The 24,085-nt window shown below is 66.7% G+C and carries 25 protein-coding genes; 15 read left to right on the top strand and 10 right to left on the bottom strand.

The genetic code is table 11. From position 1 onward, the window contains the following. Positions 1-104: 104 nt before the first annotated feature. On the bottom strand, positions 105-770 hold the full coding sequence (locus H7J93_RS17790) for an O-methyltransferase (protein ID WP_083152267.1): 666 nt from the start codon (positions 768-770) through the stop codon (positions 105-107). Positions 771-948: 178 nt separating this feature from the next. Here H7J93_RS17790 and sigE point away from each other — a divergent pair, with 178 nt between their 5' ends. From sigE to tatB, 4 genes are all read left to right on the top strand, one after another. Further along, a complete protein-coding gene (gene sigE / locus H7J93_RS17785; RefSeq protein ID WP_267307608.1) occupies positions 949-1,734 on the top strand; it encodes an RNA polymerase sigma factor SigE in 786 nt (261 codons plus the stop codon). Between the two features lie 89 nt (positions 1,735-1,823). After that, the gene (gene rseA, locus H7J93_RS17780) at positions 1,824-2,228 is read left to right on the top strand and encodes an anti-sigma E factor RseA (protein ID WP_267307607.1); all 405 of its coding nucleotides are present in this window, start codon (positions 1,824-1,826) and stop codon (positions 2,226-2,228) included. Between the two features lie 67 nt (positions 2,229-2,295). Further along, entirely contained in the window at positions 2,296-3,786 is a 1,491-nt protein-coding gene (gene htrA, locus H7J93_RS17775; protein WP_267307606.1) for a serine protease HtrA, read from the top strand. A 3-nt stretch (positions 3,787-3,789) separates the two neighbouring features. Beyond that, the gene (tatB, locus tag H7J93_RS17770; protein WP_267307605.1) at positions 3,790-4,206 is read left to right on the top strand and encodes a Sec-independent protein translocase protein TatB; all 417 of its coding nucleotides are present in this window, start codon (positions 3,790-3,792) and stop codon (positions 4,204-4,206) included. Here tatB and H7J93_RS17765 read toward each other — a convergent pair. The 4 genes from H7J93_RS17765 to H7J93_RS17750 all read right to left on the bottom strand — a co-directional run bounded on the left by H7J93_RS17765 (position 4,203) and on the right by H7J93_RS17750 (position 8,891). Next, on the bottom strand, positions 4,203-5,345 hold the full coding sequence (locus tag H7J93_RS17765) for an Mrp/NBP35 family ATP-binding protein (protein ID WP_267307604.1): 1,143 nt from the start codon (positions 5,343-5,345) through the stop codon (positions 4,203-4,205). The two genes, tatB and H7J93_RS17765, sit on opposite strands and share 4 nt — an antisense overlap. A gap of 33 nt (positions 5,346-5,378) precedes the next feature. After that, entirely contained in the window at positions 5,379-6,965 is a 1,587-nt protein-coding gene (locus tag H7J93_RS17760; RefSeq protein ID WP_267307603.1) for a lytic transglycosylase domain-containing protein, read from the bottom strand. A gap of 88 nt (positions 6,966-7,053) precedes the next feature. Further along, complete coding sequence (locus H7J93_RS17755; RefSeq protein WP_267307602.1) at positions 7,054-7,605, bottom strand: DUF1003 domain-containing protein; 552 nt, start codon at positions 7,603-7,605, stop codon at positions 7,054-7,056. Further along, on the bottom strand, positions 7,602-8,891 hold the full coding sequence (locus tag H7J93_RS17750; protein ID WP_267307601.1) for a magnesium transporter MgtE N-terminal domain-containing protein: 1,290 nt from the start codon (positions 8,889-8,891) through the stop codon (positions 7,602-7,604). The genes H7J93_RS17755 and H7J93_RS17750 overlap by 4 nt, the downstream gene beginning before the upstream one ends. A 25-nt stretch (positions 8,892-8,916) precedes the next feature. On the opposite strand from H7J93_RS17750, the gene H7J93_RS17745 reads away from it, so the two are divergent. After that, on the top strand, positions 8,917-9,873 hold the full coding sequence (locus H7J93_RS17745; RefSeq protein WP_267307600.1) for an HpcH/HpaI aldolase/citrate lyase family protein: 957 nt from the start codon (positions 8,917-8,919) through the stop codon (positions 9,871-9,873). 9 nt (positions 9,874-9,882) lie between these two features. Here the strand turns inward: H7J93_RS17745 and H7J93_RS17740 are convergent, their stop codons facing one another. Further along, on the bottom strand, positions 9,883-10,329 hold the full coding sequence (locus tag H7J93_RS17740) for a DUF4190 domain-containing protein (protein WP_267307599.1): 447 nt from the start codon (positions 10,327-10,329) through the stop codon (positions 9,883-9,885). Beyond that, positions 10,330-11,046 (bottom strand): DUF4190 domain-containing protein, encoded by a 717-nt coding sequence (locus H7J93_RS17735; RefSeq protein ID WP_267307598.1) that lies wholly within the window; start codon positions 11,044-11,046, stop codon positions 10,330-10,332. Positions 11,047-11,165: 119 nt separating this feature from the next. On the opposite strand from H7J93_RS17735, the gene H7J93_RS17730 reads away from it, so the two are divergent. The 6 genes from H7J93_RS17730 (at position 11,166) to H7J93_RS17705 (ending at position 16,852) form a co-directional block, all read left to right on the top strand. Next, positions 11,166-11,687: a YflT domain-containing protein gene (locus tag H7J93_RS17730; protein ID WP_267307597.1), complete on the top strand. Its 522-nt coding sequence runs from the start codon at positions 11,166-11,168 to the stop codon at positions 11,685-11,687. Between the two features lie 209 nt (positions 11,688-11,896). Continuing rightward, the gene (locus H7J93_RS17725) at positions 11,897-13,294 is read left to right on the top strand and encodes an ABC transporter substrate-binding protein (protein WP_267307845.1); all 1,398 of its coding nucleotides are present in this window, start codon (positions 11,897-11,899) and stop codon (positions 13,292-13,294) included. Further along, complete coding sequence (locus H7J93_RS17720; protein ID WP_267307596.1) at positions 13,291-14,202, top strand: carbohydrate ABC transporter permease; 912 nt, start codon at positions 13,291-13,293, stop codon at positions 14,200-14,202. Before H7J93_RS17725 ends, H7J93_RS17720 begins: the two co-directional genes overlap by 4 nt. A gap of 13 nt (positions 14,203-14,215) precedes the next feature. Beyond that, positions 14,216-15,040, top strand: a complete 825-nt coding sequence (locus H7J93_RS17715; protein WP_267307844.1) for a carbohydrate ABC transporter permease — start codon at positions 14,216-14,218, stop codon at positions 15,038-15,040. A gap of 4 nt (positions 15,041-15,044) precedes the next feature. Further along, complete coding sequence (locus tag H7J93_RS17710; protein WP_267307595.1) at positions 15,045-16,250, top strand: ABC transporter ATP-binding protein; 1,206 nt, start codon at positions 15,045-15,047, stop codon at positions 16,248-16,250. Next, positions 16,247-16,852: a suppressor of fused domain protein gene (locus H7J93_RS17705; RefSeq protein ID WP_267307594.1), complete on the top strand. Its 606-nt coding sequence runs from the start codon at positions 16,247-16,249 to the stop codon at positions 16,850-16,852. Before H7J93_RS17710 ends, H7J93_RS17705 begins: the two co-directional genes overlap by 4 nt. Positions 16,853-16,873: 21 nt before the next feature. Here H7J93_RS17705 and corA read toward each other — a convergent pair whose 3' ends face one another. Further along, complete coding sequence (gene corA, locus H7J93_RS17700; RefSeq protein WP_267307593.1) at positions 16,874-17,977, bottom strand: magnesium/cobalt transporter CorA; 1,104 nt, start codon at positions 17,975-17,977, stop codon at positions 16,874-16,876. A gap of 150 nt (positions 17,978-18,127) precedes the next feature. Between corA and H7J93_RS17695 the strand changes: the two genes are divergently transcribed. The 3 genes from H7J93_RS17695 to H7J93_RS17685 are packed head-to-tail and all read left to right on the top strand — an operon-like array spanning position 18,128 to position 21,201. After that, on the top strand, positions 18,128-19,117 hold the full coding sequence (locus H7J93_RS17695; protein ID WP_267307592.1) for a malate dehydrogenase: 990 nt from the start codon (positions 18,128-18,130) through the stop codon (positions 19,115-19,117). Positions 19,118-19,165: 48 nt separating this feature from the next. Further along, on the top strand, positions 19,166-20,347 hold the full coding sequence (locus H7J93_RS17690) for an NAD(P)-dependent malic enzyme (protein ID WP_267307591.1): 1,182 nt from the start codon (positions 19,166-19,168) through the stop codon (positions 20,345-20,347). 8 nt (positions 20,348-20,355) lie between these two features. Next, positions 20,356-21,201, top strand: coding sequence for a glycine betaine ABC transporter substrate-binding protein (locus H7J93_RS17685; RefSeq protein ID WP_267307590.1), 846 nt, complete (start codon positions 20,356-20,358; stop codon positions 21,199-21,201). 5 nt (positions 21,202-21,206) lie between these two features. Here H7J93_RS17685 and H7J93_RS17680 read toward each other — a convergent pair whose 3' ends face one another. After that, complete coding sequence (locus H7J93_RS17680; protein ID WP_267307589.1) at positions 21,207-22,034, bottom strand: SDR family NAD(P)-dependent oxidoreductase; 828 nt, start codon at positions 22,032-22,034, stop codon at positions 21,207-21,209. A 21-nt stretch (positions 22,035-22,055) separates the two neighbouring features. Beyond that, complete coding sequence (locus H7J93_RS17675; protein WP_267307588.1) at positions 22,056-22,886, bottom strand: SDR family NAD(P)-dependent oxidoreductase; 831 nt, start codon at positions 22,884-22,886, stop codon at positions 22,056-22,058. A 377-nt stretch (positions 22,887-23,263) separates the two neighbouring features. Between H7J93_RS17675 and H7J93_RS17670 the strand changes: the two genes are divergently transcribed. Continuing rightward, the gene (locus H7J93_RS17670) at positions 23,264-23,860 is read left to right on the top strand and encodes a hypothetical protein (protein ID WP_267307587.1); all 597 of its coding nucleotides are present in this window, start codon (positions 23,264-23,266) and stop codon (positions 23,858-23,860) included. The last annotated feature ends 225 nt before the right edge of the window (positions 23,861-24,085 follow it).

Genomic DNA, 24,085 nt, shown 5'->3' with positions numbered 1-24,085 from the left:
TAAACGCGCGTTCAGCCGGTCGTCAAGGGGTCTATGGCGATTTCGGCGTGCTAGGTCACGCTGAGCGTGACCTAGCACGCCGAAATCACAAAAATCGCAAAAATTCAGTCGCGGGCAGCGGCGAGCAGGCCGTCGCCGAGCGGGATCAGCACCGGCGTCAGCCGTTCGTCCTCAGCGATCAGTCGCGCGGCTTCGCGTACGGCGGACACCTCGGCGTCCTTGGCGTTCGCGTCGCCGGCCCGGCCGCCCAGCGCGGCGCGGTGCAGCACGATGGCGCCGCCGGACCGCAGCAGACGCACACCCTCGACGACGAACTGCGGCTGATCGATCGGATCGGCATCGATGAACACCAGGTCGTAGGACTCGTCGGCGAGACGGGTCAGCACTTCCTGCGCTCGCCCGCTGATCAACCTGCTCCGGCCCGGGCCCACACCGGCCTCGGTGAATGCCTGCTTGGCGATCCGTTGATGTTCCGGCTCGACGTCGATGGTCGTGAGCACCCCGTCGTCGCGCATGCCCGAAAGCAGCCACAGGCCACTCACCCCGGCGCCGGTGCCCACCTCCACGACCGCCTTGGCCCCCGTGAGCTTGGCGAAGACACACAGCAGCGCCCCGACGGCGGGAGTCACCGCGCCCGCACCGATGTCGACGGCCCGTTCCCGGGCGGCCGCCACGATGGCGTCCTCGGAGATCGACTGCTCCGCGTGCTTGACGATCGACTCGGCGCGGCTCTGCGGTCCGCCGCCGATGACGTCGTCGATGCCTGCCATGACCCGCAGCGTAGAACCATCCCCGGAGGCCGAGCCCGCGACACGCCCGTTGCCGAACTGCGGATTTCGCGACAAATCGGATGGTTTCCGCAGGTCAAAAATGGGTAGAAAATCTTTCTCAGGAAATGTTCAGGTGGCTCATATGCCAAGCACACCACGGTCGGAGACGGTAAGTCGCATGGACGACGGTGGACGCTGGGACACAGGGAATAAGCAAACGGAGTTTCATGTTCTCGCCAATGTCGAGCCGTCGACACTTGATGACACCTGTGACCAGGAGGATCTGACGACCACCACCAAGTTCGCCCCCGCTGCGCCGTCGACGATGGCTCATCTCGAGCAGTACACCGACGGGGAATGGGTTGAGCCTTCCGACGAGTTGACCGGCACCGCGGTCTTCGACGCGACCGGCGACCACTCCACGATGCCGTCATGGGACGAGTTGGTGCGCCAGCACGCCGACCGCGTCTACCGGCTCGCCTACCGGCTTTCGGGCAACCAGCACGATGCCGAGGACCTCACGCAGGAGACCTTCATCCGCGTCTTCCGCTCGGTCCAGAACTACCAGCCCGGCACGTTCGAGGGCTGGCTGCACCGCATCACCACGAACCTGTTCCTCGACATGGTCCGCCGGCGTGGCCGCATCCGGATGGAGGCGCTGCCCGAGGACTACGACCGGGTTCCCGCCGACGATCCGAACCCTGAGCAGATCTACCACGACTCGCGGCTGGGTCCTGACCTGCAGGCCGCGCTGGATTCGCTGCCGCCGGAGTTCCGCGCAGCGGTCGTCCTCTGCGACGTCGAGGGGTTGTCCTACGAGGAGATCGGCGCCACGTTGGGCGTCAAGCTCGGCACCGTGCGCAGCCGTATCCACCGTGGACGGCAGGCGCTGCGCGAGTACCTGGCCCGCCACGGCGACAATCAGGACGCGTTGCGCGACCGGGACACGGCCAAGTCAGCCTGAGTGTTGGCAGGTGTTTGGTGCAGCGTGTCGCGCTACATTCGAGTAAGAAGCTAGTGATGCGACGCGAGGATGCCGAGAGGAGCTGGGCGATGGTCGACGCGGGGCATGTGTTCCGCCGGGCGTTTTCCTGGCTGCCTGCACAGTTCGCTTCACAAAGCGACGCCCCCGTGGGGCCGCGCCAGTTCAGCTCCACCGAGCACCTGTCGACGGAGGCCATCGCCGCGTTCGTCGACAATGAGCTGCGGCTGACGCCGCATCTGCGCGCTGCCAACCACCTGTCGCTGTGTCCCCAGTGCTCGGCCGAAGTCGAGGCTCAGCGTCAGGCGCGCAGCGCGCTGCGGGAGTCGCTGCCGATAGCCATCCCGAGTTCGCTACTGGGCCAGTTGTCGCAGATTCCGCTGCACAGCGCCCAGCCCACCGCCGATGAGAATGCCTCGATTCAGGGCTCGCCGTTAGCTGATGGCGCGGCGAATACGCGCCGTAAACGCCGGTAGGGTGATGCAAAGTCGTACGACGGCGTGCGTCGGCCATCGCTGACGCTCGGATAGAGAGTGATGAACGGTGAGCAATCTGGACGAGACCGGTCGCGAACGCCTTGAGCCGCGGCCCGTGTCGCGGCCTCCGGTCGATCCGGCGTCACAGCGGGCGTTTGGGCGACCCGCAGGCGTGAGCGGATCCTTCCTGGACGCGGACAAGTACCGCGATCAAGGTGAGTTCACGCCCAAGGACGCGCCGCCCGACCCGGTCCTGGCCGAGGCGTTCGGCCGGCCCCATCCCGCCGCCGAATCGCTGCAGCGGCACCCGGCGGATGCGGGTGCACTCGAGGCCGAACGCGAAGGCCAGGGCGCCGACGACGCCGACGACCCGTGGCGTAATCCAGGTGCCCCGGTGGCGCTGGGCACTCCGGCCATGGCGGCGTCCCCGCGCGAAGCATCGAACGTCAACACCGGCAAGCTCGGCGTGCGCGACGTGCTCTTCGGCGGCAAGGTCTCCTACGTCGCACTGGCCGTGCTGGGCATCATGGCGATCGTCATCGGTTTTGCCGGCGGCTGGGTGGGCCGCACGACGGCCGAGGTGGTCGAAGCCTTCACCACCTCCAAAGTCACTCTCGAGACCAACGATCCGGGCGACGCACCCGAGGGCCGCTTCGCGAAAGTTGCTGCGGCAGTGGCTGATTCGGTCGTGACGATCGAGACGAAGAGTGACGAGGAGGGTTCGCAGGGATCCGGCGTCGTCGTGGACGGCCGCGGCTACATCGTCACCAACAATCACGTGATCTCCGAGGCTGCGGTCAACGCGAGCAAGTACAAGATGACCGTCGTCTTCAACGACGGTAAAGAAGTGCCCGCCAACCTCGTGGGCCGCGACCCCAAGACCGACCTCGCCGTGCTGAAGGTCGACAACGTCGACAACCTGACAGTCGCCAGGCTCGGCGACTCCGACAAGCTGTACGTCGGTCAAGAGGTGATCGCCGCAGGTGCGCCACTCGGCCTGCGTAGCACCGTCACTCAGGGCATCATCAGCGCGCTGCACCGACCGATTCCGCTGTCGGGTGACGGGTCGGACACCGACACCGTCATCGACGGCGTGCAGACCGACGCTTCGATCAACCACGGCAACTCCGGCGGACCGCTCATCGACATGAACGGCGACGTGATCGGCATCAACACCGCCGGTAAGTCGTTGTCCGACAGCGCCAGCGGCCTCGGGTTCGCGATCCCGGTGAACGAGGTCAAGATGGTCATCGAATCGCTGATCCGCGACGGCAAGATCGCGCACCCGACTCTCGGCCTGACCGCCCGATCGGTGAGCAACGACCTCGCGTCGGGTGCTCAGGTGGCCAACGTCAAGGCAGGCAGCCCGGCGGAGAAGGCGGGCATCCTGGAGAACGACGTCGTCGTCAAGGTCGGCGACCGAACCGTCGCGGACGCAGACGAATTCGTGGTCGCCGTGCGCCAACTCAAGATCGGGCAGGATGCGCCGATCGTGGTGATGCGCGACGGCCGTCCGGTCACCTTGATCGTCAATCCCGGCCCCGACAACAGCACCTAGATCATGTTCGCGAACGTCGGCTGGGGCGAGATGCTGGTCCTGGTGATCGCCGGTCTGGTGATCCTCGGGCCGGAACGGCTGCCTGGCGCGATCCGATGGACGTCGGGTGCGCTGCGGCAGGCCCGTGAGTACATCAGCGGCGCCACCAGCCAGCTGCGCGAGGACCTCGGTCCGGAGTTCGAGGACCTTCGGGAGCCGTTGAGTCAGTTGAACCAGTTGCGGGGGATGACGCCGAGGGCCGCGCTCACCAAGCATCTGCTCGACGGTGACGACTCCATTCTCACGGGCAAGTTCGACAGCCCGGCAACCAACACCGAGAAGCCCGTCAACGAGGGCGCGCCTACGCCTGCGCCTCCGTCGGCCCAATCCGAGACGCCGCCCCAGCCCGCCGCGACGCCGTTCGACAGCGACGCGACCTAGCGGCCCGCGGGGTCGAGGCCCAACGACATGCCGGCCAGGCCGCGCTTGCGGCTGGACAGCGCATCGGCAATCTTGCGTAATTCCTTGCCGGCCACCGAATCCGGTGCGGACAGCACCAACGGGACCCCGCTGTCGCCCGCTGCCACCAAGGCGGGATCCAGCGGCACCTGGCCGAGCAGTGGCACGTCGGCGCCCACCGAACGGGACAGGCTCTCGGCCACCTGCTTGCCGCCGCCCTCGCCGAAGATCTGCATCGTGGTGCCGTCGGGGAGTAGGAGTCCGGACATGTTCTCGACCACACCTGCGATGCGCTGACGGGTCTGCAGCGCGATGGCGCCGGCCCGCTCGGCCACCTCGGCGGCCGCCAGCTGAGGCGTCGTCACCACCAGGATCTCGGCGCCCGGAATCAGCTGCGCCACCGAGATGGCGATGTCTCCGGTACCCGGCGGCAGATCCAGCAGCAGGATGTCCAGATCGCCCCAGTAGACATCGGCGAGGAACTGCTGCAGCGCGCGGTGCAGCATCGGTCCGCGCCAGACGACGGGCGTGTTGCCCTGGGTGAACATCGAGATCGAGATGACGCGGACGTCGTGGGCGACGGGTGGCACGATCATCGACTCGACCTGGGTGGGCCGGTCGGTGGTGCCCATCATCCGGGGGACCGAGTGCCCGTAGATGTCGGCGTCGAGCACACCGACCGAAAGTCCGCGCGCGGCCATCGCCGCCGCCAGATTGACCGTCACGCTCGACTTGCCGACCCCGCCCTTCCCGGACGCCACGGCGTACACCCGGGTCAGCGAGCCGGGCTGGGCGAAGGGGATAACGGGTTCGCGGGAATCGCCGCGCAGCTGCTTGCGCAGCTCGGTGCGTTGCTCGTCGCTCATCACGTCGAGGGTCACCTTGACGGCGCCGGTCCCGGGGACATCGGCGACGGCCTGGCTGACGCGCTCGGAGATCTCGGTCTTCTTCGGGCATGCCGCAGTGGTCAGGTACACCTCGACGTGAACACCGCCGTCGGGCTCGATGGTGACGTTCTTGACCATGCCGAGCTCGGTGATCGGCCGCCGCAGCTCGGGGTCGATCACCTTCGTCAACCCGGCGCGGACCGCGGATTCCAGGTCAGGAGAAGTGGAAGACATCACCGTCGAGTCTAAGCCGACTCGACACCTGTCCTAACCAGCCGGTGGGGGCGGCGGACCGGGCAGCGGTGCCTGTGCGGGCGCCGGCTGAGGTCCGGGTGGCGTACCCAGTGGTGCCTGAGCAGGGCCGGGCGCAGGTGCTTGCAGGGCCGGGCCGGGCGGCGGAGCCTGCGGTGCGAACGGCGCGGGTAGTGGACCGGGAGCCGGTGCTGCCGGTGCGGGACCGGGTGGCGTACCCAGCGGCGCCGGACCGGGTGGCGTACCCAGCGGTGCCATCGGGCCCGGGGGCGGTGCCATCCCCGGGGGAACCATCGGCTGCGCCATCGGCGGCGCGCCCAGCGCGGACTGCAGCGGCGCGGGGTTGTCCTTGATGCAGAACACCGCGCACTCCGGCGTCTTCTTCGGAGGCGGTTGCAGCCATGGCGGCAGCCACTGCTGCGGCTGAGGCTCCTGCGTCGGCGGAACCGCCACCGGGCCGGGCGCGGGTCCCGGCAACGGGCCCAGCCGCTGGCCGGGAACGAACCCGGGCAGCTGGCTGGCGACATCGCTGCGGGTCAGCATCGGCATCAGCGCGAGCGGATCGTTGGAGGGCAGCCCGAGCGCGTTCATCGGCAGCCCCGGGCCCAGGCCCTGGTAGTCGTCGAGGTGCATGTCGCCGGAGTCCTCCAGGACGGGGACGGATCCGGTGATCGGCGGCAGGTCGACGGGCACCACGCCGGTGGCGTACGCGGCCGCCCAGCCCAGCACGTTGCGGGCGTAGGCCACGGAGTTGTTGTAGCGCAGGATCGCGGTCATCACGTGGGACTGGTCGCGGAGGTTCATTCCGCCGCTGCAGAGATAGCGCGCGGTGGCCAGGCTGGAGTCGAACAGGTTCTGCACCTCGGCCTTGCCGTCGCCGTCACCGTCGGAGGCGTAGCGCGCCCAGGTGCCGGGCAGGAACTGCATCGGACCCATCGCGCGCGCGTAGGTGACGCGGTCGGCCGTGCGGCTCTGCACGATGACCTCGTTGCCCGGCAGCGACCCGTCCAGTGCCGGGCCGTAGATGGGCCGTACCGCCGTGCCGCGGGAGTCGGTGGCGCCGCCGTTGGCATGCATCGATTCGATCCGGCCGATGCCTGCCAGCAGGTTCCAGCTGACACCGCAGCCCGGCTCCGCCACCGCCATCATCCGCTCGGCGTTGCGGTATGCCGCCAGCGCCATCGCCGGAATCCGAAGTGTGCCAGGAGCGTTCACCACCGCAGCGGGCTGCGGCGAGGAGGACGAGGAGGCGGCGATGTGGAAAGCGCTCGGCGACTTGGCGACCGCCACCACAGTGGGTCCGGGGCTGGGGCTTGACGACGACTCGACAGCCGCGAGAGGGGTGACCGCGGAGTTACGGACCGGAGAGTTCGGTTGCACCGATGCGCCAACCGCGCCGACCAAAATGATCGGTGCGATGACGGCGAACCCCGAGGCGACCCGGGCGCGAGCGGGGGTGAGGGCACCCCGGACCCGAGAAGGCCGCAGGGCGCCCCTGAGGTCTACAGCGCGCACGCGCGAAACAGCACCGGTCGCCGTATGCGCGACCCGCCCGGCCAGGCGCCGCGCTGCCTTGAGGGCGGCTCCTCCCCCTATGTGCACTCAACCGTCCTTGGGTCTGTGATGTCTGTGAACCAAGTCACCATACCTACTCGATAACGCACGTGTTACAGCAATCGGCTTAGGCGTTTCAGGCTTGTTTTTTCGAGCGCCGCTCACCGTGGTCCGTTTTGGCGCTCCCATCGTCCTTTTCGGAGCCCGTTTGCGGCTGCAGCCGATTCAGCAGTTCGTGGATTTCCTCGAGTTCGCGCCGCAGGAAGTCGCGGGTGGCCACCTCGCCCACCGCCAACCGCAATGCGGCCAGCTCACGGGCCAGATACTCGGTGTCGGCCTTGGTTTGTTCGGCGCGTCGACGGTCTTCCTCCAACGCGACCCGGTCCCGGTTCTCCTGCCGATTCTGAGCGAGCAGAATCAACGGCGCCGCATATGCCGCCTGCGTGGAGAACGCGAGATTGAGCAGGATGAACGGATACGGGTCCCATCGCCATTTCACGGCAAACAGATTGAGGATCACCCAAACGACCACAAGGATGGTCTGCCACGCGAGGTAGCGGCCGGTTCCGAGAAAGCGCGCGATCGACTCCGAAAACTTGCCGACAGTCTCCGCGTCGACGTTCAGAGAGAAGCGCCAGCGCGAGGTCCGCGGAGTGTCCAGGCGCTGACGTGCCGTCAGTTCGCTCATGACGCGCCCTCGCTGCTCAGCTCCGGTTCTTCCTGTTCGCGCCAGTCGTGGGGCAGCAGATGGTCGAGCACGTCGTCGACCGACACCGCGCCGAGGAGGTGGTTCTCGTCATCGACGACCGGCCCGCAGACCAGGTTGTACGCGGCGAAATACCGCGTGACCGCCGCCAACGAGTCCTCGGGTGCCAGATTCGGCAGGTCGGTGTCCACGATTCCGCTGACCAGGTCCGCGGGCGGTTCCCGCAGCAGCCGCTGCAGATGCACGCACCCCAGGTAGTGACCGGTCGGGGTGGCCGTCGGCGCACGGGTGACGAACACCAGAGAGGCCAGCGCAGGGGTGAGGTCGGGGTCGCGGACGCGGGCCAGCGCCTCGGCGACCGTGGTGTCGGGGGCCAGCACCACGGGCTCTGACGTCATCAGACCGCCTGCGGTGTCGGGCGAGTGTGACAGCAGCCGACGCACATCCTCGGAGTCCTCGGGGTCCATCCGTCGCAGGAACTGCTCGGCGTCCAGGGGATGCATCGAACCCAGGAGGTCGGCGGCGTCGTCGGGATCCATCTCCTCGAGCACATCGGCGGCGCGTTCGGCGGGCAGCTGGCGCAGCATGTTGACCTGTTGATCCTCGGGCAGCTCCTGCAGCACGTCGGCCAGCCGCTCGTCGTCCAGCGCGTTGACCACCTCGTAGCGCCGTTTGTCCGGCAGCTCGCGGATCGCCTCGGCCACCTCCACCGCGCGCTGCCCGACGAACTGCTCCAACAGCTGCGCCACGCCCTGATCGGGCATCGCCAGGCCGGACGGGGTCAGCCCCTGGACCTGCTGCCAGTCGACGATCGACACATTGCTGCGACGACCAAGGCGCCGTGCAGGCCGCACCGCGACCTTGGTCACCATCCAGTCGCGCGTGCGAGTCTGCTCGATGCCCAGATCGACGACGTACAAGTCGAGTCCGCTCAGCTGCGGCTGTTCGGGATCCTCGACGCGGACCACGGTTTCGACCACCTGGCCGAGGACCAGCACCTCACCCGGGCGTTGGTTGAACTTGCGCAGTGACACGCTGCCGGTCGCCAGCGTCACGCCACCGGGATCGATGGCGGTGACTCGCAGAATCGGTACGAAAATCCTTCGGCGCGTGAGCAATTCGACTACCAGGCCGAGCACGCGCGGCTGCTGGCGCACGATGCTGATGCTGATCACCACGTCGCGGACGCGGCCGATGGACTCGCCGTCGGGCCCGAGCACGACCATCCCCACGAGTCGGGCCGCATAGACCCTGTTGACCGCCGCCATGCCTAAAAGGGTAGAGAGTGTGGTTGTGGAAAACCGTTATCGACCCCGCCGAACGATCCTTTCGGTTCCCGGCAGCAGCATGAAGATGATCCAGAAGGCGAAGAGTCTGCCCGCCGATGAGGTCTTCCTCGACCTCGAAGACGCGGTCGCACCCGACGCCAAAGCCGAGGCGCGCGCACAGGTTGCGTCCGCATTGGCCGAGCCCGGGTGGGCCGGGCAGTTGCGCGGAGTTCGGGTCAACGACTGGACCACGCCGTGGACCCACGCCGACGTCATCGACGTGGTATCGGCCGCAGGCGCAAGCCTCGACATCGTGGTGCTGCCGAAGGTGTCCGACGTTTCCCACATCCATGCGCTCGACCTATTGCTCAGCCAACTCGAGGCGACGCACGGATTTCCGTTGGGCCGTATCGGCATTGAAGCCCAGATCGAGAACGCCGAAGGCTTGACGAACATCGATGCGATCGCCGCGGCCCCACGCGTGCAGGCGCTGGTTCTCGGCCCCGCGGACATGGCCGCCAGCCTCAACATGCGCACACTCGAGGTCGGCGAGCAGCCCGAGGGTTACGACGTCGGCGATGCCCACCACCACGTGCTGATGCGGATTCTCGTCGCCGCCCGCGCCCGCGGCATTCTGGCGATCGACGGGCCGTACCTGAAGGTGCGCGACGTCGACGGCTTCCGCCGGGTGGCCGGGCGCTCGGCCGCACTGGGCTACGACGGCAAATGGGTGCTGCACCCGGACCAGATCGCGGCGGGCAACGAGATCTTCAGCCCGCGTCAGGAGGCCTACGACCACGCCGAGCTGATTCTGGAGGCGTACGAGTGGCACACCTCGCGGGCCGGCGGGGCCAGGGGAGCGGTGATGCTCGGCGACGAGATGATCGACGAGGCCAGTCGCAAGATGGCATTGGTGATCGCGGGTAAGGGCCGCGCCGCCGGCATGGACCGCAAGGGAGAACGCTTCCGTCCGCCCGCGTGACCGCAGGATCTACTGCAGGGTGCTGACGCCCAGCGCGATGTAGATGAACACCACTACCAACGCTGCCGCGACGAACACGCCGCCGATGATCGTGCCCGCCAACGCCAATCCCCAGCCCTCCTGGCCGGTGCGTTTGGTCTCGCGCATGGCGATCACGCCCATGATGAGCCCGACGATCGCCAGTGGGGCGCAACACAACCATCCTGCAAGGGATAGGACGAGCGACGCGACGGCGGTGCCGTTCGTGCCCGGCGGCCGGACCGGCCGATACGGGTCGTACGCCGGGTAATACGGGACTGCGCCGGGGTATCCGGGTGGCGGCGGTGCGTAGATCGGCGGGGGCAGCCCGGTGTCGACGGGATAGTCGACCGGCTGCCTCGAGTCCTCCAGCGGCGGGAACTCGACGCCTCCGCTGTTCGGCTCGTGTGCCGGACGCTCCGGGCCGCCGGTGCTCATTTATCCGCTGGTGATCATGGCGATGGTCCAGACGCCACTGATGAGCAGAGTTACCACGCCCACCGCAATGCCCGCGATCGCAAGGCCGTTGCCGTTCTCACCGCTCTGCTTGATCTGGTTCATGGCGATGAAGCCGAGCACGATGCCGACGATCGAACCGATGCCACAGCAGACTCCGACAATCGATGCCACCAGAGAGCCGATCGCCATCGGATTGGTCCTCTGTGCGGGCGGTGCACCGTACGCGCCGTAACCCGGGGCTGGCGGACCGAAACCGGGTGGCGGGCCGAAGCCTGGTGGCGGCGCACCGAAGCCGGGTGGCGGGGGGCCGAAGCCGGGCGGAGGCGGCGGGTAGCCGGGTGCGCCCGGCGCGCCGAACCCGCTCGGGGAGTACGACGGTGGAGGCGGATAGCCGGGTTGTGCGGGCGGGGGAGGAAACGCGGGATCCGGCGAAGGCGGAACGCCGCCCTGGGAGTAGTCGGGCGCCTGATACGGCGGTGGCGGCTGGTAGGCGGGCGGTTCGAACGTGGGGGCCGGTGGCTCGAAGGGCTGCTCCGGCTGTCGGTAGACCGCAGTGATGTCGTCTGACGGTTGCGGGACCGGCTCTTGCGCCTGCTCGATCGGCGGGGCCTCGTAGCTGGACGACGTCGGCTCGGAGGCTCCTGAGCCGGAGCCGGATGATGCCGATTGGCCAGCGTCTTCGCCCGGATTTGTCATGCTGTTCAACCTAGCGCAAATACAGGGCACCTTTGGGGAGCCGAACACGTTGGTTGGATGGGATCGCCAGAAGGATCAGCGATGACACCCGGCGCGCTTTAGAGGAGAATGAGGACGCGATGACCAGCCCGTTTCAACCCGGCCAGCCGTCAGGCGCAACACCCGGCACTCCAACGCGACGTGGTCCGGTGAATCTGCCGACTCCTCCGAAAGGCTGGCCGATCGGTTCCTATCCCACCTATGCCGAAGCTCAGCGTGCGGTGGACTACCTGTCGGACCAGCAATTCCCGGTCCAGCAGGTGACCATCGTCGGTGTCGACCTGATGCAGGTGGAACGCGTAACCGGCAGGCTCACTTGGCCGAAGGTGCTCGGTGGCGGTGTGCTGACCGGCGCATGGCTGGGCCTGTTCATTGGCCTGATCCTCGGTTTCTTCAGCCCGAACCCGTGGGGTGCACTGATCACCGGCCTGGTTGCCGGCGTCTTCTTCGGCCTCATCACGTCGGCGATCCCGTATGCGATGGCGCGCGGCACAAGAGATTTCAGTTCGACGATGCAACTCGTCGCCGGGCGTTACGACGTGTTGTGTGATCCGCAGAGCGCCGAACGCGGACGGGACCTGCTGGCGCGCTTGACGATCTAGTCCGACCCGCCCCGCGTTAGCTGGCGTTATTGCGCACGCTCGGGCGCGCCCACCGCAATTGCGTAACGGTGCGCGACGTCTGCGCCTGTCGTGTTGCAAATCACGCGCGTCTGGCAATACGGTTCGCGCAGGAGGGTTTCTGTAGAAGCCGTCCGGCGACAACATCAGATCCGGGACGGGAGGCAGCGGTGCGCGTCCCCAGCTTGCGCGTGGGGCCCCGACGGCTTGGTGCTGCGGCGTTGGCCGCGTTGACGACGGCGTCGATCGTCTCGGCGTGCGGATCGGGCGGCGGCGGAATCGTCATCAATTACTACACCCCGGCAAGCGAGATGGCCACCTTCACGGCAGTGGCCAAGCGGTGCAACGAAAAACTCGGCGGGCGCTTCGCGATTCGACAGGTGAGCTTGCCGAAGGGTGCGGATGATCAGCGTCTGCAGCTGGCCCGACGGCTCACCGGCAACGACAAGACACTCGACGTGATGGCTCTGGACGTGGTGTGGACCGCGGAGTTCGCCGAAGCGGGTTGGGCATTGCCGCTTTCGGACGATCCGGCGGGCCTGGCCGAGTCCGACGCCACCACCGACACTCTGCCCGGCCCGCTCGAAACCGCCAGATGGCAGGACAAGCTTTACGCCGCGCCTATCACGACGAATACCCAATTGCTCTGGTACCGCGCCGATCTCATGGATCAGCCACCAGCGACATGGGACGGGATGGTGGCCGAGGCGACGCGGCTGCACGCCGAGGGCAAACCGAGTTGGATCGCTGTACAGGCCAAGCAGTACGAGGGTCTGGTGGTGTGGTTCAACACGTTGCTGGAAAGCGCTGGCGGTCAAGTTCTTTCCGCCGACGGCAAGACCGTCACTCTCACCGACACCGAAGAGCACCGTGCCGCAACCGTCAAGGCGTTGGAGATCATGAAGGCCGTCGCCACCGCACCAGGTGCGGATCCGTCGATCACCCAGACCGACGAGGGCACCGCACGACTGGCGTTGGAACAGGGCAAGGCCGCCCTCGAGGTGAACTGGCCGTTCGTGCTGCCGTCGATGCTGGAGAACGCGGTCAAGGGCGGGGTGTCGTTCCTGCCGCTGAACGACGATCCTCAGCTCACAGGCGCCATCAACGATGTGGGCACCTTCTCGCCGACCGACGAGCAGTTCACCGCCGCCTACGAGGCCAGCAAGAAGGTCTTCGGCTTCACCAACTACCCGGGCGTGACGGAGGGCGAGCCCGCCAAGGTCACGCTGGGCGGCCTGAACCTCGCGGTCGCCAAGACCACCCAGCACCGTGCCGAGGCGTTCGAAGCGATCAGATGTCTGCGCAGTCCGGAGAACCAGCGCTACACCTCCGTCGAAGGTGGTCTGCCCGCGGTGCGCACATCGTTGTACGACGATCCCACCTTCCAGGCCAAATACCCGCAGTACGCGATCATCCGCGAGCAGTTGACCAACGCCGCGGTGCGCCCGGCGACGCCGGTGTACCAGGCCGTCTCCACCAGGATCTCGGCGACGCTGGCGCCGATCACCGACATCGACCCGCAGCGCACCGCCGACGAGTTGACGGTGCAGGTGCAGAAGGCCATCGACGGTAAGGGGCTGATTCCATGACGGCCGCTGTACCGGTCGCCGGTGGTACCGACGACACGAAATCCGAACGGCGGCTTGCGTTCGCGCTGATCGCTCCGGCCGTCATCCTGATGCTGGCGGTCACCGCATACCCCATCGCATATGCGGTCTGGCTGAGTCTGCAGCGCTACAACCTCGCTCAACCCGAAGACACCGCGTTCGTGGGTGTGGAGAACTACATCACCGTCCTCACCGATCGGTATTGGTGGACGGCCTTCGTGGTGACACTTGCGATCACCGTGGTGTCGGTGGCCATCGAGTTCGTCCTCGGTATGGCGCTGGCACTGGTGATGCACCGGACGATCTTCGCCAAGGGCGTGGTGCGCACCGCGATCCTGATTCCGTACGGCATCGTCACGGTCGCGGCTTCGTACAGCTGGTACTACGCGTGGACACCCGGCACCGGCTACCTCGCCAACCTGCTGCCGCAGGGCAGTGCGCCGTTGACCGAGCAGCTGCCGTCGCTGGCCATCGTGGTGCTCGCCGAGGTGTGGAAGACGACGCCGTTCATGGCGCTGCTTCTGCTCGCCGGTTTGGCGCTGGTGCCGCAGGATCTGCTCAACGCGGCCCAGATCGACGGCGCAGGCGCGTGGAAGCGGCTGACCAAAGTGATTCTGCCGCTGATCAAGCCGGCGATTCTGGTCGCACTGCTGTTCCGCACCCTCGACGCGTTCCGCATCTTCGACAACATCTACGTGCTCACCGGCGGCGCCAATGACACGGGCTCGGTGTCAATCCTGGGCTATGACAACCTCTTCAAGGCTTTCAATCTCGGGCTGGGGTCGGCCATCAGCGTCCTGATCTTCCTGTCGGTGGCGATCATCGCGCTCATTTACATCAAGGTGTTCGGTGCCGCGGCACCGGGATCTGACGCAGAGGAGAGGCGCTGACATGGCCGACCGGGTGACTGGGCGCCGCGCCGCGGGGTGGGTCGTCATCGACCTCCTGGTCGTGATCTACGCGTTGTTCCCGGTGTTGTGGATCCTGAGCCTTTCGCTGAAGCCGACATCAAGTGTCAAGGACGGCAAGCTGATTCCGGCGCAGATCACGTTCGACAACTACAAGGGGATCTTCTCCGGTGACGCGTTCAGCTCGGCCCTGATCAACTCGATCGGGATCGGGCTCATCACCACGCTGATCGCGGTGGTGATCGGCGGAATGGCGGCCTACGCGGTCGCCCGTCTGGCGTTCCCCGGCAAGCGGCTGCTCGTCGGGGTCGCGCTGTTGATCGCGATGTTCCCGCAGATCTCGTTGGTGACCCCCCTCTTCAACATCGAGCGCCGACTCGGGTTGTTCGACACGTGGCCCGGCCTGATCATCCCGTACATCACGTTCGCGCTGCCGTTGGCGATCTACACGCTGTCGGCGTTCTTCCGGGAGATCCCTTGGGATCTGGAGAAGGCGGCGAAGATGGACGGCGCCACGCCGTCGCAGGCGTTCCGCAAGGTGATCGCGCCGCTGGCCGCTCCGGGCATCGTCACCGCGGCGATCCTGGTGTTCATCTTCGCGTGGAACGATCTGCTGCTGGCGTTGTCGTTGACGGCGACACAGCGCGCGATCACGGCGCCCGTGGCGATCGCGAACTTCACGGGCAGTTCGCAATTCGAGGAACCGACCGGATCGATCGCCGCAGGCGCGATGGTCATCACCATCCCGATCATCATCTTCGTTCTCATCTTCCAGCGACGAATCGTGGCCGGCCTGACGTCCGGCGCGGTGAAGGGGTAGTTCGATGGCCGAAATAGTGTTGGACCGGGTGACCAAGAGCTACCCAAACGGTGCGACGGCCGTGAAGGATCTCTCGATCACGATCGCCGACGGCGAGTTCATCATCCTGGTCGGACCCTCCGGCTGCGGGAAGTCGACCACGCTGAACATGATCGCCGGCCTGGAGGACATCTCCTCGGGCGAGTTGAGAATCGGCGGCGAGCGCGTCAACGAGAAGGCGCCCAAGGACCGCGACATCGCGATGGTGTTCCAGTCTTACGCGCTCTACCCGCACATGAGCGTGCGCCAGAACATCGCATTCCCGCTCACCCTGGCCAAGATGAACAAGGCCGAGATCGCACAGAAGGTCGACGAGGCCGCGAAAGTCCTTGACCTGACCGAGTTTCTGGACCGCAAACCCGCGCAGCTGTCCGGCGGACAACGGCAGCGGGTGGCGATGGGGCGTGCGATTGTGCGCAATCCCAAGGCATTCCTGATGGACGAGCCGTTGTCGAACCTCGACGCCAAACTGCGCGTGCAGATGCGGTCGGAGATCGCGCGGTTGCAGAACAAGCTCGGGACGACCACCGTCTACGTCACGCACGACCAGACCGAGGCCATGACGCTGGGGGACCGGGTGGTGGTCCTGCTCGCCGGGGAAGTGCAGCAGATCGGCACGCCCGAGGAGCTTTACAGCAGGCCGGCCAACCTGTTCGTCGCGGGTTTCATCGGATCTCCGGCCATGAACTTCTTCCCGGCGACCATCACCGATATCGGTGTGCGCCTGCCCTTCGGCGAGGTCACCCTGCCTCCGGAGATGCACGACCTGCTCGCCCGGCGCAACGCCCCCAAGAATGTGATCGTCGGTCTGCGACCCGAACATCTCGAGGACGCGGCGGTCTTGGACGGATATGCGCGCATCAGCGCCGCGACGTTCGACGTGACGGTGGACATGGTCGAGTCGCTGGGCGCCGACAAGTATCTTCACTTCAAGAGCGAGGGCGCCGGCGCACAGGCGGCCCAGCTCGCCCAGCTGGCCAGCGAGTCGGGTGTCGGCGAAAACGAGTTCGTGGCACGGGTTTCCACCGAGTCGCAGGCAAAGAAGGGCGACACGGTCCAGCTGGCGTTCGATACGTCCAAGCTGACGATCTTCGACGCCGACACCGGCAAGAATCTGACCCTTCCCGACGACGCTGTCTCCCGCGAGCAGACGCCGCCGCAGGTCGAGTGATCGACGTCCTGGCGCAGGTGCGCGCGCACCTGCGCGAGCACTTCGCCGCCATCGGCATCACCGCCGAACCCGACGAGGCCAGCATCACGTTCCTGGGTGCCGAGACGATCGACGTGCTGCGCTTCGGTCCCGATGTGCGGCCGGGGCTGGAAGACGTCGTTCACTATGTGTCGCTGGGGTGTTCGCGACATCCGATGTTCGACCCGACCGAGATGGTGACGGATGCGTTGCACGGACCGCGCGCCGAGGTGACGGTGGGGCTGCGCGGCCCTTCGCCGTCCGGCCTGGCCCGTTCGCTGGCGGTGCTGGCGGCCGCGCCCGCGATCGAAGGCCTGATGCTCGAGCCCGATGCGCTGATCGATCTGGAGTCGCCACTGTGGGAGAGCGCGCCCTTCACCGCGTTCCTGTTGAGCCGCAGCGACATCGACGATGTGCGGTTGACGGCGCCGCTGCCTCCGGTGACGGTGTTCGCCGCGACCCCCATCACCGCGACCGAGGCGGCGTGGGTACGGCTAAAGGGGGCCGACGCCATGCGGGAGGCGTGGGAGCAGGACGGAGTCGACGTACTGAATCCACGGCGGCGAGCCGCCAATCCGGCCTGAGCGGCGAGCCGCCAATCCGAGCTAGAGCCAGTGGTTGCGCCGGAACGCCCGGAACAACAGCGCGCAGATGACCACCATCACGGCCAGCACCGCGGGATAGCCGTACGCCCAGTGCAATTCGGGCATGTTGTCGAAGTTCATGCCGTAGATGCCCGCCAACGCGGTCGGCACCGCGGCGATCGCGACATATGCCGAGATCTTGCGCATGTCGATGTTCTGCTGCATGGCGACCTTGCCCGCCGCGGCCTGTACCAGTGAGCTGAGCATCTCGTCGTAGCTCGTGATCCGGTCTGACGCCTGGATGTTGTGGTCGAGGACGTCACGCATGTACCGGCGGACCTCGATCGAGATCAGGTCGTTGTGGTCGGTGCCGATGCGCTGCAGTCCCACCGTCAACGGTGCGACCGCCCGGCGCAGTTCGACGACCTCACGCTTGAGCAGATAGATGCACTCGATGTTGGTCTTACGCGTCGGCGAGAAGATGTCTTCTTCCATGACGTCGATGTCGGTCTCGATCAGATCGGTGACATCGAGGTAGCTGTCGACGACGTGGTCGGCGATCGCGTGCATCACCGCGTAGGGGCCGAGTCTGAGGGTGGCGGGTGAGGCGTCGAGCTTTTTGCGGACCCCGGCCAGCCCGCTGTGTTCGCCGTGGCGCACGGTGACGACGAAGTCGGGTCCGACGAAGATCATGATCTCGCCGGTCTCGACGATCTCGCGGGCCAGCGCGATCGATGCGTGCTCGACGTAGTTCACGGTCTTGAGCACCAGGAACAGCGTTTTGTCGTAGCGCTCCAGCTTCGGCCGCTGGTGGGCGTGAACGGCGTCCTCGACGGCCAGTTCGTGCAGCCCGAACACGTCGGCGACGGCCTGCATCTGGTGCTCGTCGGGTCCGTGCAACCCGATCCACACGAACGCTTCCTTGCCCGACGCCTCGAGGTCGTGCACCTTGTTCAGCGCCGCGGCGTGCGTGTACTTGCCGGGCAGCCGGACACCCTCGCAGTACACGGCGCAGTCGACCATGGCGCGGGCGACGGGAACGTGGATCGAGGCGGCGTCGGGTTGGGCGGCCTTGGTGCGTGCGACCGGTCGCAGTGACGGAGGTAGTGGGCGAAATGAAGGCATCGGTCACTCTCCCCTGGTCAAGGCCAGCAGCGCCGGTCTTATCTGCCTTGGTGAATGCTACGCGGCACGCCTCAAACCGACCCTGCTAGTTTCGTCCCCGAAGGCACGCCCGCGGTGCGGGCAACCACATCCGTCCAAGGAGCACCTCACGTGAGCACATCTCCCCTCAAGGTCGCGGTCACCGGCGCCGCCGGCCAGATCGGCTACAGCCTGCTGTTTCGTCTGGCCAGCGGCTCGTTGCTCGGCCCGGACCGCCCGATCGAGCTGCGTCTGCTCGAGATCGAGCCGGCGCTCAAGGCGCTCGAGGGTGTGGTGATGGAGCTCGACGACTGCGCGTTTCCGCTGCTGGCGGGCGTGGAGATCGGCGCTGACGCCAACAAGATCTTCAACGGGGTGAACCTGGCGCTGCTCGTCGGTGCGCGTCCCCGCGGCCCGGGCATGGAGCGTGGCGACCTGCTCGAGGCCAACGGCGCGATTTTCACCGCGCAGGGCAAAGCGCTGAACGAGGTCGCCGCCGACGACATCCGCATCGGCGTGACCGGAAACCCGGCCAACACCAACGCGCTCATCGCGATGAGCAATGCGCCTGACATCCCGAACGAGCGGTTCTCCGCGCTGACCCGCCTCGACCACAACCGGGCGATCTCGCAGCTGGCGCGCAAGACCGGCGCCAAGGTGACCGACATCAAGAAGATGACGATCTGGGGCAACCACTCCGCCACCCAGTACCCCGACCTGTTCCACGCCGAGGTCGGCGGCAAGAACGCTGCTGAGGTGGTCAACGACCAGGACTGGATCGAAAACGACTTCATCCCGACCGTCGCCAAGCGCGGCGCGGCCATCATCGACGCCCGCGGCGCCTCGTCAGCGGCTTCTGCAGCCTCGGCGACCGTCGACGCCGCCCGGGACTGGCTGCTCGGCAGCCCGGAGGGCGACTGGGTTTCGATGGCGGTGCTGTCCGACGGCAGCTACGGCGTCCCCGAAGGCCTGATCTCCTCGTTCCCGGTGACCACGAAGGACGGAAACTGGTCCATCGTGCAGGGCCTGGACATCGATGACTTCTCCCGGGCGCGGATCGACAAATCGACCGCTGAACTGGCAGATGAACGCCAAGCCGTCACCGACCTGGGACTTATCTGAAACAGAGTCGATTAGGTTACCTACCAGTTCGAAAGTAACGTGAACGCCGTGTCCCAAGCGGTGAGAAACCTGTCAGACAAGAGGCTCCCGATCGTCCTGCATGACGACGAGATCTTCGCTGCACACCTGGGCGGAAAGCTGTCCGTAGGTCACGCGCCCCTGAATACCCAGCGTGCGCTGTCGGTCGCCTATACGCCCGGTGTGGCCCAGGTCAGTCGAGCCATCGCGGCCGATCACACGCTGGCGTCGCGGTACACGTGGGCCAGCCGACTGGTCGCGGTGGTCAGCGACGGCAGCGCCGTCCTCGGCCTCGGCGACATCGGGCCTGCCGCGTCGCTGCCGGTGATGGAGGGCAAGAGCGCGCTGTTCAAGGCGTTCGCCGACCTGGACTCGATTCCGATCGTGCTCGACACCAAGGATCCCGACGAGATCGTCGAGACCCTGGTGCGGTTGCGCCCGACGTTCGGAGCCGTCAACCTCGAGGACATCTCGGCGCCGCGCTGCTTCGAGATCGAACGTCGAGTGGTCGAGGCGTTGGACTGCCCGGTCATGCATGACGATCAGCACGGGACGGCGATCGTCGTGCTGGCCGCGCTGCTCGGTGCGGCGGAGGTGCTGGGCCGCGACATCACATCGCTGCGGGTCGTCGTCTCCGGCGCAGGCGCCGCCGGCGTCGCGTGCGCAAAGATATTGCTGGCCAGGGGAGTTCGCGACATCACGCTGCTGGACTCGCAGGGCATCCTGCACAAGGACCGCGGCAACCTCAACGAGTACAAGGCCGAGATCGCCGGGCAGACCAATCCGAACGGCCTCTCGGGCGGCATCGCCGAGGCGCTGAAGGGCGCTGACGTGTTCCTCGGCTTGTCCGCCGGTGTGGTGCCCCCGGAGATCGTCGCGACCATGGCCCCGGACTCGATCGTGTTCGCACTGTCCAACCCGGATCCGGAGATCCATCCCGACGAGGCCAAGAAGTACGCGGCCGTGGTGGCGACGGGGCGCAGCGACTTCCCGAACCAGATCAACAACGTGCTCGCGTTCCCCGGTGTGTTCCGGGGCGCGCTCGACGCCGGGGCCCGTCGCATCACCGAGAAGATGAAGGTGGCTGCGGCCGAGGCGATCTTCTCGGTGGTCGGTGACGACCTCGCGGTCGACCAGATCGTGCCGAGCGTGCTGGATTCGCGGGTGGCCCCCGCTGTGGCGCAGGCGGTTGCCGCGGCGTCGGGAGCCTAGGCTCCTCGGTGCGCCGGTTCGCCTGCGCGCTCGCAGCGCTCGTCGTGTTGAGCGTCGCTGGTTGCGCTGGTGACGACGCGCCGGCGTCGGTCGCGGTCGGGGCGACCGACGATCCCGAATCCGCACTGATAGCGCACATCTACGCCGCCGCCCTTCGGTTCTACGGCAGCCCGGCACATGTCGCGCTGTCGGAGGATCCTCTGACGGAGTTGGACTCGGGCGACGCCCGCGTGGTTCCCGGTTTCACCGGTCGCCTGCTGCACAGGTTCGTCCCGGACTCGACGGCGCGGTCGGCCACCCAGGTGTACCGGGAGATGGTGTCCGCGCTCCCCGAGGGCATCGGGGCCGGCGACTATACGACGTCGGCGGAGGACAAACCCGCACTCGCCGTCACCGAAAAGACCGCCGAAGCGTGGGGTGGGAGGGATTTGACCGCGGCGGTGCGGCACTGCGACGACCTCGAGGTCGGCAAGGTCGCCTCCGGTGCTATCCCCCCGCCGCGTGCGATCGGGACCTGCAAACTGCCGAAGCCCCGCGAATACCCCGACCGCGCAATGCTGTTCGCGGCGGTCCGGTCGGGGGAGGTCGACGCCGCATGGACGTCGACCGCGGCGCCGTACATCCCTACCGAGCTGTTGATGTTGTCCGATCGCACGTCATTGATCCGGGCCGAGAACCTGGTGCCGCTGTATCGGCGCAACGAGCTCAACGAGTCGCAGGTGCTGGCGCTCAACGAAGTGGCCGGCGTGCTGGACACCGCCGCGCTGGCCGATATGCGCGCACAGGTGGAGGACGGCACCGATCCTGGGCTCGTCGCAGGTGCGTTCCTCGACGAACACCCGCTGGGCGACTGATCCACCTAGCGCGTCGGGGGCAGCAGCCACTTGTTGATCGGACCGAGCAACCGCATGTAACCGGCGCCCGTCACGCGCACGAACGCGTCGTACAGTTTGGCGTCCGCACCGGGCAGCACCCGTGCCTTGTCACGCTCGACGGCTCGCAGGATGATTCTGGCTGTGCGTTCGGGGCTCGTGATGGCGACCTTGTCGAACACGGATGCGAGCGCGTTCTTGTCGAGATCCGTTGCGGTCGTGGCATGGTCGATCAGCGGCGTCTTGATGTAGCCGGGGTGCACACACGTTACCTGCACCGGATGGCCTGCCACCGCCATTTCCTGTCGAAGCGCTTCGGTGAAGCCCCGCACTGCGAACTTCGCCGAGTTGTACGCCGCCTGCCCCTGGACCGCGAACAGGCCGTACATGCTCGAGATGTTCACCACGTGGCCGTCGCCGGAAGCGATCAGGTGTGGCAGAAAAGCCTTGGTGCCGTTGACGACACCCCAGTAGTCGACGTTCATCACGCGCACGAGATCGTCGAACGTCGTGACCTCGACATCACCCATGAAAGCAACGCCGGCGTTGTTGTAGATCTGATTCACCGAGCCGAAGTGCGCCTGCACATCGTCGGCGTATTCGAGAAACGCCGTACGATCGGTGACGTCGAGTCGGTCGGTTTTCACCGGCGCGCCGATCGCCTTCAATCGCTGCTCGGTGACGGCGAGGCCCTCGGTGTCGACGTCAGAGATCGCGAGCCCTGCGCCACTGCGTGCCAATTCGATTGCCAGCGCTTGCCCGATGCCCGATCCGGCGCCGGTGACGACGGCGGTCTTACCCGCGAAGCTGCCCATCGGGTTCAGTGTGGCAGTGAATCAGTGCGCGTTGGGCACGAGTCTTGACATCACGGTGGAGAACAGCCGCTGGTAGCCCGATCCGGTGATGCGCACGAGGAGGTCGAGCACCTTGGCGTCGGGGCCGACCAGCACGCGAGCCCGGTTCTTGCGAACCGCGTCGAGGATGATCTGCGCGGCCCTCTCCGGTGTCGTCATCGTCAGCTTGGTGTCGAAAGTCTTTGTCAGACCGTCCTTGTCGACGCCCTCGGCGGCAGTCGAATTGCGCATGATCGCAGTTTTGATGCCGCCGGGGTGAACGGTGGTCACCTTCACGGGATGGCCCGCGGCGACCATCTCCTGGCGCAATGCCTCGGTGAATCCGCGTACCGCGAACTTCGCCGAGTTGTAGGCGGCCTGGCCGGGCACCGAGAAGATGCCGAACAGACTGGAGACGTTGACGACGTGCCCGTCGCCCGACGCGATCAGATGGGGCAGAAAGATCTTGGTGCCGTTGACCACGCCCCAGTAGTCGACGTCCATGACCCGCTCGATGTCCTTGAACGGCATGACCTCGACATCGCCGACGTAGGCGATGCCCGCGTTGTTGTAGATCTGGTTGACCTTGCCGAAATGCTGAACCACCGCATCGGCGTACACCTCGAAGGCCTCGCGCTCGGTGACGTCGAGTCGGTCGGCCTTCACCGGTGCGCCGATGGCCTTGAGCTGCTCCTCGGTGACCGCAAGGCCCTCGGTGTCGACGTCGCTGATCGCCACGCTGGCGCCAGAACGGGCCAGTTCGATCGCCAGCGCCTGTCCAATACCCGATCCGGCACCGGTTACCACGGCGACCTTTCCGGCGAAGCCCTCCATGACCACACTCCTGTGTCCGTTGACTCGCATCGAGGTTAGTCGGTACCCGCGGTCCGCCCATTAACGGGTTGATTCCAAGCATCAGTTGCAGGCGATCAACCCGTTAGGCAGTTGTCCACAGCGTTGAGTCGTGGTGGGTTGGCCGTCGGCGCGTTCGCGTTCACGATTACCTGCGTGACGCGATGGCATCTCGGACACGTCGAGCGTCTGGTCCGGTGCAGGATGGGGTCATTGCACGTCGCCAAGTCTTGGACGCCGGAGGTACTGATTCCGACATCGCCAGAATGCTGCGACGTCGTGAATTAACCGATGTCCACCGTGGCGTCTACGTGAGCCACAGCGGCCAGCTCAGCCTGCGACAGCGGCGCTGAGCTGCGGTGCTCGCGTTCTGGCCGGCCGCGCTGGCCCACGCATCGGCGCTGCCGGATCCGCCGACGGCGGTGGTACACGTCGCCGTCGGCCCGGGACGCAATCTGCGCCCATTGCCTCGAATCGTGCTGCACAGGACACCCGACTTTGAGCTACGCGCCGACGTGGACCGCAGCCCGCCGGCAATTCGCCTGGAGCACGCGGTGATCGACGTTGTCAGCGGCGAACTCCACAAGAAGGACGTTGCCGCTGCGTTCGCCGTGCAGGCGCGGGTGTGCGCCAGCCGACGGACCACGCCCGAGCGGATACTGCGGGTATTGGCGGCCCGGGAACGTGTTTCAGGCCGACGCACGTTGGAGGCCATGCTCGCCGACGTTCGTGACGGCGCATGTTCGGTGCTGGAGCGTGGCTACCTGCATCGGGTCGAGCGGGCGCACGGGCTGCCCAGAGGGAGCGTCAAACTCGGAGCACTGCGACTGGCCGGTTCACCTATCGGGATGTGCACTACCGGCCGCAGCGAGTGGTCGTCGAACTCGACGGCCGCGCGTTCCACGATGCGCCACGGGACCGCGATCGTGATGCCCTGCGTGATCTCGCGGAGTTGAGCCGATCGGACCTGGTCACCACACGGGTCACCTATGGACTTGTCTTCGGCGATGCATGCCGTACTGCTGTGCTGATCGGTGATCTGCTCCGTCGCCGGGGCTGGACAGGTCAGGCGCGAACATGCCCCGCGTGCCGTCCCGCCCTCGCACTAACGGGTTGATTCCATGCATCGGGTGCAGGCGATCAACCCGTTAAGCGCTATTCGTCGCTGGAAGCGCGCGACG

Origin of the sequence: Mycobacterium barrassiae (genome assembly GCF_025822765.1) — a bacterium.
GTDB classification, from domain to species: domain Bacteria; phylum Actinomycetota; class Actinomycetes; order Mycobacteriales; family Mycobacteriaceae; genus Mycobacterium; species Mycobacterium barrassiae.
The sequence above is the reverse complement of the archived record's forward strand: the minus strand, read 5'-3'. Positions and strand labels throughout refer to the sequence as shown.

Bases quoted from the DNA above. Each gene is read 5' to 3' on its own strand.
- H7J93_RS17790 (WP_083152267.1), bottom strand. From the start codon at position 770: ATGGCAGGCATCGACGACGTCATCGGCGGCGGACCGCAGAGCCGCGCC.
- sigE (WP_267307608.1), top strand. From the start codon at position 949: ATGGACGACGGTGGACGCTGGGACACAGGGAATAAGCAAACGGAGTTT.
- rseA (WP_267307607.1), top strand. From the start codon at position 1,824: ATGGTCGACGCGGGGCATGTGTTCCGCCGGGCGTTTTCCTGGCTGCCT.
- tatB (WP_267307605.1), top strand. From the start codon at position 3,790: ATGTTCGCGAACGTCGGCTGGGGCGAGATGCTGGTCCTGGTGATCGCC.
- H7J93_RS17765 (WP_267307604.1), bottom strand. From the start codon at position 5,345: ATGTCTTCCACTTCTCCTGACCTGGAATCCGCGGTCCGCGCCGGGTTG.
- H7J93_RS17755 (WP_267307602.1), bottom strand. From the start codon at position 7,605: ATGAGCGAACTGACGGCACGTCAGCGCCTGGACACTCCGCGGACCTCG.
- H7J93_RS17750 (WP_267307601.1), bottom strand. From the start codon at position 8,891: ATGGCGGCGGTCAACAGGGTCTATGCGGCCCGACTCGTGGGGATGGTC.
- H7J93_RS17740 (WP_267307599.1), bottom strand. From the start codon at position 10,329: ATGAGCACCGGCGGCCCGGAGCGTCCGGCACACGAGCCGAACAGCGGA.
- H7J93_RS17735 (WP_267307598.1), bottom strand. From the start codon at position 11,046: ATGACAAATCCGGGCGAAGACGCTGGCCAATCGGCATCATCCGGCTCC.
- H7J93_RS17730 (WP_267307597.1), top strand. From the start codon at position 11,166: ATGACCAGCCCGTTTCAACCCGGCCAGCCGTCAGGCGCAACACCCGGC.
- H7J93_RS17720 (WP_267307596.1), top strand. From the start codon at position 13,291: ATGACGGCCGCTGTACCGGTCGCCGGTGGTACCGACGACACGAAATCC.
- H7J93_RS17710 (WP_267307595.1), top strand. From the start codon at position 15,045: ATGGCCGAAATAGTGTTGGACCGGGTGACCAAGAGCTACCCAAACGGT.
- corA (WP_267307593.1), bottom strand. From the start codon at position 17,977: ATGCCTTCATTTCGCCCACTACCTCCGTCACTGCGACCGGTCGCACGC.
- H7J93_RS17680 (WP_267307589.1), bottom strand. From the start codon at position 22,034: ATGGGCAGCTTCGCGGGTAAGACCGCCGTCGTCACCGGCGCCGGATCG.
- H7J93_RS17675 (WP_267307588.1), bottom strand. From the start codon at position 22,886: ATGGAGGGCTTCGCCGGAAAGGTCGCCGTGGTAACCGGTGCCGGATCG.